The sequence below is a fragment of the Paraburkholderia franconis genome (genome assembly GCF_009362735.1).
GTDB lineage: Bacteria > Pseudomonadota > Gammaproteobacteria > Burkholderiales > Burkholderiaceae > Paraburkholderia > Paraburkholderia franconis.
The window spans coordinates 97685-108578 of record NZ_WHNP01000031.1 but is presented as its reverse complement, the minus strand read 5'-3'; the positions used below and the strand labels follow the sequence as shown (position 1 = coordinate 108578).

General features: G+C 59.4%; 10 protein-coding genes. 6 read left to right on the top strand and 4 right to left on the bottom strand.

Features of this window, described 5'->3' with window-relative positions:
* Positions 1 to 320, top strand: a 320-nt coding sequence (locus tag GCT13_RS28245) for a transposase (RefSeq protein WP_152763670.1), incomplete at its 5' end; no start/stop codon positions are given.
* 699 nt (positions 321 to 1019) lie between these two features.
* On the top strand, positions 1020 to 1535 hold the full coding sequence (locus GCT13_RS50945; protein WP_193727775.1) for a potassium channel family protein: 516 nt from the start codon (positions 1020 to 1022) through the stop codon (positions 1533 to 1535).
* Between the two features lie 152 nt (positions 1536 to 1687).
* Here GCT13_RS50945 and GCT13_RS28235 read toward each other — a convergent pair whose 3' ends face one another.
* From GCT13_RS28235 to GCT13_RS48560, 4 genes are all read right to left on the bottom strand, one after another.
* On the bottom strand, positions 1688 to 2101 hold the full coding sequence (locus GCT13_RS28235) for a DoxX family protein (protein WP_152763676.1): 414 nt from the start codon (positions 2099 to 2101) through the stop codon (positions 1688 to 1690).
* A gap of 117 nt (positions 2102 to 2218) precedes the next feature.
* The gene (gene wrbA / locus GCT13_RS28230; protein ID WP_152763666.1) at positions 2219 to 2821 is read right to left on the bottom strand and encodes an NAD(P)H:quinone oxidoreductase; all 603 of its coding nucleotides are present in this window, start codon (positions 2819 to 2821) and stop codon (positions 2219 to 2221) included.
* 252 nt (positions 2822 to 3073) lie between these two features.
* On the bottom strand, positions 3074 to 4282 hold the full coding sequence (locus GCT13_RS28225) for a porin (protein ID WP_152763664.1): 1209 nt from the start codon (positions 4280 to 4282) through the stop codon (positions 3074 to 3076).
* An 824-nt stretch (positions 4283 to 5106) separates the two neighbouring features.
* The gene (locus GCT13_RS48560) at positions 5107 to 5250 is read right to left on the bottom strand and encodes a hypothetical protein (RefSeq protein WP_193727774.1); all 144 of its coding nucleotides are present in this window, start codon (positions 5248 to 5250) and stop codon (positions 5107 to 5109) included.
* Positions 5251 to 5820: 570 nt separating this feature from the next.
* On the opposite strand from GCT13_RS48560, the gene GCT13_RS28220 reads away from it, so the two are divergent.
* From GCT13_RS28220 to GCT13_RS28205, 4 genes are all read left to right on the top strand, one after another.
* Entirely contained in the window at positions 5821 to 6675 is an 855-nt protein-coding gene (locus GCT13_RS28220; protein ID WP_152763662.1) for a LysR family transcriptional regulator, read from the top strand.
* Between the two features lie 184 nt (positions 6676 to 6859).
* Positions 6860 to 7183 (top strand): DUF4148 domain-containing protein, encoded by a 324-nt coding sequence (locus tag GCT13_RS28215; RefSeq protein WP_152763660.1) that lies wholly within the window; start codon positions 6860 to 6862, stop codon positions 7181 to 7183.
* 80 nt (positions 7184 to 7263) lie between these two features.
* Complete coding sequence (locus tag GCT13_RS28210) at positions 7264 to 8742, top strand: aldehyde dehydrogenase (RefSeq protein WP_152763658.1); 1479 nt, start codon at positions 7264 to 7266, stop codon at positions 8740 to 8742.
* A gap of 93 nt (positions 8743 to 8835) precedes the next feature.
* Complete coding sequence (locus GCT13_RS28205; RefSeq protein ID WP_152763656.1) at positions 8836 to 10881, top strand: FUSC family protein; 2046 nt, start codon at positions 8836 to 8838, stop codon at positions 10879 to 10881.
* Positions 10882 to 10894: the final 13 nt, after the last annotated feature.

Below are 10894 nucleotides of genomic sequence, written 5' to 3'. Positions count from 1 at the left end.
GTTCGAATTGCCAGCAATGTTCGCTAAAGGCGCGCTGCACGCCGGGCCCTCAACGCCGGGTGGCACGCTGGGAGCACGAAGGGGTGCTCGAAGAGATGCAGACGCGACTTGACCATAACCCCGACATGATGCGGATCCGAAGACAGACTGTCGAACATCCCTTCGGCACGCTCAAGGCGTGGATGGGTGCAACCCACTTTCTGACAAGAACGATTGAGCGGGTAAGTACCGAAATGAGCTTGCACGTGCTCGCGTACAACATGAAGCGGGTGATCAGGCTGCTCGGCGCAGAAATGGTAGTAAAGGCAATGCGGGCGTAAGCCTGGCGGGGTGGTCGAACCGTGTCAGCAGTTTGACGGTAGCTGTTTCATGTAACTTGACGTTTGTGTTCCCGCAGTTCGCCGTCGAAACCTGTTCCGGGAGAACGTCTCGTCAATTTCCAGCAGCCAGGCGTTTTGACACGGTCTGGGCCAATTGTTGCCGCTCGCCCGTCCCGCCAAACCGTCATTCAAACGGCTAGTTCACAAATCTGCCGGATGCCCTATGAAAGCATCTCGGCTGCCGCCGCTCGCCGATCTCGACATGGTCGATTACATTCTTTGGCAGCCAGCCTGATACTCCTCAACATCACCAGAACTGGCAACCAGCGCAACTATCCCCGGATAGGTACGGTCCAGCAGCTAGAATGGTTGAAGCATGTCGAAGCCGGCAGGGAATGATCGAGGTGGGCGTCTCCAGACTCGTAGCCAGGACTATGGGAATGCTCCCGTGGGATTGTGTCGTCCGGCCTGCTCACCGAAGTCATTCCAGCCGCGGCGATGACCTGCAGTCCACACCGAAAATGCACAATACCCAACGGCTTGGGCGCGACGGATCGCTCGTCTAATCTTGGAACGTAACTTGTCAAATCCCGGTCTCGAACACGTGACGCGGGCGAGGAACACAGGAACACCGGCGCCAGTGATGTGCAGATTCTGGCGGTGTGTGGCCACATGCATCAACCTTTGACGGGAGGGCTCGTGAACGTCAACTTGTCGCTAAAAGGGTTGCGGGGTGTAATGGTGAGCCTTACGACCATGCTCGTGCCGATAGCAGCAGGCTTTTTTGTGGTGCATCTGTCGTACTCGCTTCTGTCGCCGAGTTCCGACGCGATTCTCGACGCTGTTTTACTGTTCTTCCTCGCCCTCATGGTTCTGATGACATCCCGACGGATGATCCTCATCGTGCAACTCACCGCATTGGGTTTCCTGTTGTGTATGGCCATATGGACCTACAGCGACATCTACATGCGGATCGGCATTGTCGATGGCGCGTCGAACGTCGTCGTTCAAGACCGGGAAAGCTGCCTGTATTTCAGCATCATCACGTTCACTACAGTCGGCTACGGCGACTTCCGCCCCACACCCGACGGCCGGATGATTGCGGCTACCGAAGCATTGACAGGGTACGTGTTCTTAGGTGTATTCATTTCAATGCTTTCTGCCTACGTGGCGGCGCACATTCATCAGGCAGAGAAAGACAGGCTGCGCGGATGACCGCAGGCGCAAGGGGGCTCGTGCTCCCGGTGATGGCGGCAACCGCGCGACGCAGTGATCGTAAGCACGTACGCCGCCCACACCTCGCGCGCGTCTACCAGGATGTTGCCGATTCACGCCTGCGCGAGGTGGTGCGGAGTTCACCGAGCGTTCTACTTTCGGTCGAGCGAATACCTCCCTGGACCCGTGATGCATAGCAAAAGCAGGCCGCCGATGATGCTGATGTTCTTATAGAAGTTGATCATGTTTGCATACTGCTCCATACCCTGCATCGTCCAGTAATGATGCCCGATCAGGGCAGCGCCAAGCGTATAGAGTGCGAGGAGCAGCGCAAGCGGGCGCGTGAAAAAGCCCACGACGATCGCGATACCCACCACGAGTTCCATCACGACCGCAATGATCGCCGAGAATGTTGGAACCGGCGTGCCCGCCGACGTCATGTAAGAAACGGTGCCAGAAAAACCGGTGAGCTTCTGCCAGCCGAACAGGACGAACAGAACCATCAACAGCACGCGTGCGACGAGAAGGAGTGGGTCTTTCTGGTGTTCAAGAGATAGGTATCGCATGGTTAACTCCATCGCAGGATCATTTGTTCACCGCATTGTTCGGGATGCGCGCCATAATCGCGATCTGTGCGCGCCCGCGGCAAGGTTGCCCGCATGCAATTCGTGCAGTTACAACATTCAGCAGAAGAGGCGGCTCGCGAACTCGGCAACATGCTTGCCTTGATATTGAGCGATGTCCAGTTCATTGCTCGTGGGCTGCCGGCTGCCGTCGGCGCCAGCGAGCGTGGTCGCACCGTATGGCGTACCGCCTGTTATCTCACTCATATTGGTGAGTCCGCTGCACGCGTACGGCACGCCAACGATCAGCATGCCTTGATGAAGAAGAGTGCTGTGAAACGACGTTATCGTGGTTTCCTGGCCCCCGTGCTGTGTGCCCGTCGACGCGAATACGCTGCCGACCTTGCCGACCAGCGCACCCTTCATCCACAGGCCTCCAGTCTGATCAAGGAAGGTACGCATCTGGCCGGACATGTTGCCGAATCGCGTGGGCGTGCCGAAGATGATGGCGTCATAGTTGGCAAGCTCATCTGGGGTGGCAACCGGAGCCGCCTGATCGAGCTTTACGCCAATCGTCCGAGCCTGCTCCTCGGGAATCGTCTCGGGCACCCGTTTGAGTGTCACCTCGGTGCCGGGCACCGACCGTGCTCCTTCAGCGACGGCGTTGGCCATTGTTTCGATGTGGCCATACATCGAGTAGTACAACACCAGTACTTTTGCCAAGATTTCCTCCTGCTAGGGTTGGGCTTCACCTACCTGGCGATAGCGACGCCGAAAACTTCATGGAAGCGTGAACAGCCACGCTCATTCGCTCGATGACACACAGTTCAGGAAGGCCTGTGCAACGCGAACTGGTCCCGAGCATTCTGCGGCAAACGCAGAAATCGTCTGATCTCTCGCGAAAATCTGAACCGGCGCACCATGTCTAGCCGATTCGGCAATGCCTGTTGGCTCTGCCTCCGCCATGAAAGTTCGCTAGAACGTATGACGGAAGCCGAGGCTGATCACTTCCTGCGAACTCGATCCCGACGTATATCCATAGCTCCCCACCGATGCCTTTGCTGTCGCAGTGTGTGTCTCATCGATGCGCTGGGTGCCGTTCGCATGCTGGTATGCACCAATCAGATAAACGGTCGTGCGCTTCGATAGACTGTAGTCCGCGCCGAGCGAAATCTGGTTGTAGGTTGCCGACGTATCGCCTGCGCCATGTGTGTACGTGTATCCCAGGCCGAGCAACGCGGCGGGTGTCGCCTGATAGCCGACGTAAGCAGCCGCGACATTGAAGCGCTCCGTCGATGCGAAGGCGGAGAAGCCGTCAGGCTTGTACTGGGCATTGCTATAGCGCACGTTGAACGTGAATTGGCCCGCGACATACTGCGCGGCAATCGAGCCGATACCGACTGATTTCGCGGATGCATATCCAAGGTTGATGATCGAGATGAACGTGGCATCGGACGTCACGCCCGTGCCCCATCCCGGTGGTGTACCGGGCGCGCCCGGAGCAGGTGGAACAAACCCCCGGCCCGCAAAGGTCGATGCATTGTCCATGCGAACGTACCCGGCTGCGACGCTGAACGGTCGCGTTCCATACGTCGCCGCGGCTGACCACGTCTGACCCGAGCCCGTCGAACCTGCCACTCCACCAAACGCATACATCGTTTCAAACTGGAAACCGGCCAACACGGGTGACGCGTACTTTACCGCGTTGTTGGCACGTGAACTGTTGTCGTTGTTATCGACGTCGCCTGGCGTGGTAAAGGTGCCTCCGAAGAAGTTGTCGGCCGTAAGCGGCTGAACGAGATCGACGACAGGATCAAACTGGCGCCCGAACGTGAGCGTGCCGAAGCGGTTGTCGCTCAGGCCAACCCATGCCTTTCCGCCGAACAGCTTGGTCCCCGTCTGGTACGAGCTACTTGCTCCGTTGTTGATACTAAAGCCCGCTTCGAGCTGGAAAATGGCCGATAACCCGCCGCCCAGGTCTTCCACACCCTTGAGTCCCCAACGGTTGTTGTGCAGATTGCCACCCGCCAGCGTCCAGAGGTTATCGTTGTGGGGATTGGCATTGTGAACAAACTGCAGCGAGTCATCGAGCGCGCCATACAGGGTCGCGCTACTTTGGGCATGCGCCGTGGCGACACCTGTCAGTAGCATCAGCGGCAGGGGGATGCGGCAGGCAGTTCTCATCGAGGCTTCGTGGATAAATGCAAGACGTTCGAAGCGGATAGACCCGCAGTCGTCGGAAGAGAACTCATTTTGCTAACGCCTGTTAGTCAATGCGTCGATCCGGTCGGTTTCAGTATATGCAGCCACCTCTACCGGCGGTATTGGACTTTGGTCCCGGCGGGCACAACCCGCGTATCACAGGCGGACGCAGGGAAAAGGACGCCAGGCTGCGCTTAATGCCGAAACAGGCGGTCATCGCTTCGCCTCACTAATGTTCCGATTTGATGCGCTTTGCACCGAATGGAAAATGGAACGCAACGAGTTCCCGGCGGAACCCGGGTTGTTTCCCTGCCGCGCTGGCGCGTTTAACGCGCCTTTTGCACGTCACCGTTGAAGAGAACCGTTCCGGGGCGGCTTGATATTTCTCCGTGCGCCGTGTCGGCCTTAGGTCGGAGCGGCAACGAATGGCCGTTCGTTGCTCGAAAACGGCCAACCGTCTTCGAGCAACTGGATGGACTGTTGAGGGTCGGACGGAGTCAACCGCCGGCGTAGGGCGATTTGGTGGTTCTCCGGTGAGAAGCCATCCCAGAGGCATTCGCGCCGATTTCAGATTTCGAACATTATCATGACGGTAGGTTTTATTGTGGCGGTATGTTTGCCCGTGAGCCATTGGAATAGAGCGTTCGCTGATAGGCCCATCGTGAACCATGATGGTCGTAAGTGGTTCCCATAGGAAGCCGGTTGCTGAGAGCGCAGGACCTATTTCAGCTCCGTGGTGCACATTTCGCGTTAGGGCAGGGTGGTAAAAGCCGCGCCGCAAGATGCGGGCTGAGAGAAGAGGGCGGTCAAGCTCCATCGACCGCTTCGAAAAAGAACGTCAGGAACAGGAGGAGCACGCCCGACCAGTCAAACAGCGTGCCGAAGAGGTTTGACGTGCCGAATCCCGCGCCAGCCATCACAGCCGACAGACAGAAGGAGAGAGCGGCCATTGGTTGCAAGCGCCTAGCGTGTCTGGATACCTCAGCTTAGCGAGGGCGCCCTCATATCGCTCTCGACTATGTGTGCTCCCCCACTGACATTTTCCGCCATGCCCTCGCTCACCGAGACTCAGGCGGTCGCCGGCGTGTCAATCTGCTCGAGCATCGCCTTGGTCGCGGCATAGTCAGTATCGTTTGTCCCAGACGTGGCCGACGGGCGACAAATGAGCGGGTTCGTCCTGACGTTCGCTGCACATATGAAAACACACTAAGACTGGCCGGATTTCCGGCGGCAATTGGCTAGACTGACGCGTATGTTCCCGATCGGCCAGGAAGAGTCATTCGCACCCGCTCTCGCTCGGACGCTATCTGTGATGGCGTGCGCGCTTTGTCATCTCGTTCTTGATCGTGCCAGTTTCGGTTCGGGGCATCTTTCCGCAACGATGCATAGCCCATTTGCACCCAATGCACATAGCTTTCACATCGCCGTTTCTGTGAGGTCTGTCGTGTTTGCTTCTAATATCCTTGTTCGGTAGTCCCATTGCGGGATTTTCCATAATCAAAGCGGCAAGGAGAGAGTTCATGTTCGACTGGGAGGATTTACGCCACTTCGTCGCGTTCAGTCAGGAACAATCGCTCGCCAAAGCCGCACGGCGTCTAAAGGTCGATCATGCGACCGTCGCGCGCAGGATCGCCTCGCTCGAACAGTCCCTTGAACTGAAGCTGGTTGACCGCCGCCCACGCGCCTATGTGCTGACGGCAGAAGGTGAACGCATCGCCGAACGGGGCAGGCGCATGCAGGAAGAGTCGTTTGCGGTGGAACGAATGTCGGTCGGCGGACAGGAAGTCGTTAGCGGCGAGGTGGTGATCAGCGCGCCTCCGTCGATGTCGAGCAGCGTCATTGCACCTCATCTAGGCAAGCTGCGCGTGCAGCATCCAGCGCTTCGCGTCCGCTTGATCGCCGATACGCGCAATGTGTCGCTGATCAGAAGGGAAGCAGATATTGCAGTTCGTCTGAGCCGGCCAACCGAGGCCGATCTCGTCGCGCGCAAGATCGGCGTGGTTCCGTTCGCGTTTTACGCGTCGCCAGACTATCTGGCGTCTCATGCGCCTGAAGACTACGAATTCATCGGATATGACGACAGTCTCGACGGATCTGCTCAACAGATCTGGCTGGACACGCAGGCGAAGTCACGTCCCGTCGTTCTGCGCAGCAATAGTCTCGACGTGCAAGCAGCCGCCGCGCGGGCAGGTGTCGGGGTGGCGATCTTGCCCTACTTCCTCGGGGACTGGGACGAGAGCCTGAACATCGTCGAAGGGCCGGGCCAGCCATTGCAGCGCGAGATATGGCTCTCCATTCACAACGATCTGCGGCACGCTCCGGCGATCCGTAGTGTCATGCAGTTCATTGCAAGCTGCTTTCCCGGTAACGGATAGCGCAGGCAGCACGCCGCACCAGCTTGTGCATTTTCTCCTTGACGGTACGCACATTTCGGGAATTGGCGGATAGAAGGCCGGTGGCAATAATGCATTCACCGATCGACGAACAAGCAATCGGCAGATCGCAGACTAGCCGCTTGATCGTCGAACAGCTTCTCATCTATCCGCCAAGGAGCACGAAATGAAACGCTTTCTGATCCCGGCCGTCATTGCCGGCGCTATCGTATCCTCGTCCGTGTTCGCCGGGCCTGCGACACACGGCAAGACCCGCGAAGAAGTTCGGGCCGAACTCGTTCAGGCCCGCGCATCGGGCGTGTTCGACGCGCCCGATGCCACCTATCCCGCCGCTCAACTGCGCGCAGCCGCCGCGCTCCAGAACGCCAGCACGAACGCCGGGAATGCTGAAGCCTCTTCCGTGGGAGGCACCGTCACGGGTGGCTCGCAAAGCGGGCGCCGCACCGTGACCGCGCCGCAAGCACGGGACAGCATCTATTTCGGTCAATGACCGCCAATCCGTAACAGCGCCGGCATCTGTCGCAGCTGATGCGGCTGCCGGCTCACGTTAGACAGGCAAGGAGTACCGTGATGGAACAGTTCAAGATGCGCATCGGCAGCGAGTGGCGCGGTGCGAGCGATGGTCGGACCTTCGAGAGTATCAATCCCTACAACGGCGAAGTCTGGGCGGAGGTGCCGCGCGGCACAGCCGACGATGTCGATGCGGCCGTGCGCGCAGCGCATGCTGCATTCAGGAGCGGCCCTTGGGCCACGATGACCGCGAGCCAGCGCGGGATGGCGCTTCACAAGATCGGCGACGCGATCGCCGCGCATGCGGAGGAACTCGCCGATCTGGAAGTAAAGGACAACGGCAAGTTGAAAGACGAAATGCTGAAGCAGATGCAATATTTGCCGCAATGGTTCTACTACTACGGCGGTCTCGCCGACAAGATCCAGGGCGATGTCACGCCGTTCGATAAAGCGGGAATTTTTCACTACAGCACGTTCGAACCGCTCGGTGTAGTCGCGACGATCGCACCGTGGAATTCCCCGCTGCTGCTCGCGGTGTGGAAAATCGCGCCAGCGCTCGCCGCCGGCAATACGGTCGTCATCAAGCCATCAGAATTCTCGTCGGCATCTTCCATCCTGTTTGCAAGGCTCTGCGAAGAGGCGGGCGTGCCGGACGGCGTCGTCAATATCGTAACCGGATTCGGCAAGGAAGTCGGCGAACCGCTGGTCGGTCATCCCCTGGTCGCGCGCGTAGCTTTCACCGGCAGCGAAGGTGGCGGTCGCCATGTCTACGAGAATGCGGCGCGCTCGTTCAAGCGTGTTTCGCTCGAACTGGGTGGCAAGTCGGCCAACATCGTGTTCGAGGATGCCGACCTCGACGATGCCGTGAAAGGCGCCGTCACCGCCATTTTTTCGGCAACCGGCCAAAGCTGCATGGCGGGATCGCGCCTGCTCGTGCATTCGAGCATCCATGACGAGTTCGTCGAACGGCTGGTGAACTTCATGAAGGATGTGCGGCTCGGCGATCCGATGTCGCCGGATACGAACATGGGTCCCGTATCGACCCAGCCGCAACTCGAAAAGACTCTGTACTACATCGATGTGGCGAAGCAGGAAGGCGCACGCCTCGTGTTGGGCGGACATCGCTCGACGCGACCTGGCACGGAGAAAGGCCTCTTTGTCGAACCGACCATTTTCGTTGACGTGCACAACGAAATGCGCATCGCTCAGGAAGAAGTGTTCGGACCGGTCGTGGCCGTCATCAAGTTCGACACGGAGGAGGAAGCGATCGCCATTGCCAACGACAGCAACTATGGTCTCGCGGCTGGCGTCTGGACGCGCGACCTTCGCCGCGCCATGACGGTGCCGAAGCGGCTGGAAGCAGGCAGCGTATGGGTCAATGCCTATCGCCTCGTCAGCTATCTCGCACCGTTCGGCGGCGTGAAGGCCTCCGGAATCGGTCGTGAAAACGGGATTCGTGCGGTCTACGAATACCTCGAAGCAAAGAGCGTGTTCATCAATCCGACGCCGGGTGTCGAAAACCCGTTCGTGCTGAGCTAGGCCGAGGCGACTGATGATGACGATCGTCGACGCGACAGCGCGCCGGCGATCGTTCACCGCTTAACCCTTTGAGCAAGCAGGCAAGTCAAGACTATGCGTTCGACGTGGATTCCCTCTCGCGGCCTTGTGACGTTCGCTGGCCGTACTGCGCTGGCGGCTGCGCTAGGCCTGCTCTGCGCTATCCTAGCTGGCCTTCACGAGCCTCATTGGGCCGCGTGGACAGTGGTCTCTCTGGCGCTTCCGGCACGCGGAGACAGTCTGTTGAAATCGCTCGATCGCGCGCTCGGCACGGCTGTCGGTGCGCCTGTCGGCGTGCTGGTGGTGCTGGTAGCGCACGGCAACGCGCCGTTGCTTGTCGGCCTGCTGGCGGTGTGGCTTGCGGCGTGTGTCTATGCGGGCGCCTCATTGCGCAATTACCGCGCATACGGTGCCGTGCTGGCGGGTTACAGCGCGGTCATCATCGCGATGTCGTTGTCGGGCGATTCCGCACAGTTATTTGAGGTCGGCAAGGACCGCTGCGTCGGGGTGCTCGTCGGTATTACATGCGGGCTGCTTGTCATCGATTTCTCGCGCGAAAGTGTGCACGGCGGACTTGCAGTCCGGCGCATCCGGCATGCGATAAGCGCAGCATGCGCGTGGAGTGCAGACCGGCTCGCAGGCTTGCCGCGCCCACGGGCCATCGACGGCACTGGCCCGCAGCGGCTGCGTCGGCAATTGAGCGATATCCTCGCGCTTGATGGCGCGGTGCTGAGCGCGGCTGCTGAATCGCCGGCGCTGTGGACCCGCACCGGTAGTCTGCGCGGCGTCGTGTCGGCGCTCCTGAGTCTGCTTGTGGTGTCGCGAGGCATCGAGCGGAACTTCGAAGCGGCTGCGTCACAAGGTAATGCAATAAGCGACGAGATCGGGGAGATCGTTGTCGAAGCATCGGTATTGCTTAGGTCGATCGCTCATCAACTGCGTGGCGATAGCGCAACCGAATGCGAAAAGACAGCTGTCTTTTTCGCGCAACTGCGCGCATTGCGCGCCACGCTTTCATCCGCTCGGGCGAAAACCGTCATCGAACGCCGACGCATCGATCTCGTCTCAGCACTGCTCGGCGCGGCGGAAGGAGCGCTGCGAGTATCCGCCCGTTTGACAGGGGACGACGAAAGTCGAGATGCCCTTGCAGAAAGCTATCCCGCGCCCGTCTATACACGCGATCGCACTTACGCGGTAGCCGCGGCGTTACGCGCTGCGATTGCATTGCTGCTCGCTGGAACGGTCTGGATGAACACCGGCTGGCAAGGCGGGCCGCTGTTCGTCGCATTCACGGCTATCGCGATTGCCCTTTTCTCGATTCGACCCAACCCGCGACATACGGCAGTTCATTTTCTAGCTTCGGGCGCCGTGGGCATGGGCGCTGCGCTTGTGTTCTGCGTGACGGTTGCGCCGCACATTGCGCATCCGGCGGGGATTGTGCTCGCGGAGGGCGGTATCGTTTTTCTGGCGATTGTATTGTCGTCTCTACTTTCGAATAGATTTTGGGCATCAGGCTTCTGCCTCGTATTCCTCGTTGTGGCCGATCCGGCAGCGATAGCGCATACGACGGCAAGCGTGGTGAGCGGCAATGCAACAGGTGTACTCGCTGGCTCCGCGCTGGCCGCGTTCGCATTCCATCTGGCTCCATCACCTGGATTTGAGAGCCGGCGGGGCAAACGCCGTCTGGTGGGAATAGCCGACACGATCGGGACATTGATCGCTTCGCCCCTCGGGCGGCGAACGGCCATCACGCATCACGAGTGGCAAAGCCGAAGCATCGACGCGCTCGTGCGAATCGCATTGCCCGCGGCATCCGCAGAGGAAGTGGATGAATGCATGTCGTGGATCGAGATAGGGTCCGAACTGCTCGAACTGAAGAATGGTTTGCGCATCGCTGCTGGAGCGCTTTCACCAACCACGCAAAAGGCACTGGACCAATTGCTCTCGGATCTCAGGGATATCGAGCCTCATGCGTGGCATGCACGGCTCATCGCGGCCGATGCTGAACTTCATCAGACGTGGCATGCCGATCAAACCGTACTGGCCATCCGCGCGAGGATTGCTGAAATCGCCTCGCTGTTGAAGCACGTTACTGCTGCGGGAATTGCGCCGGCTCAATGAGAGGTTCCGAAGG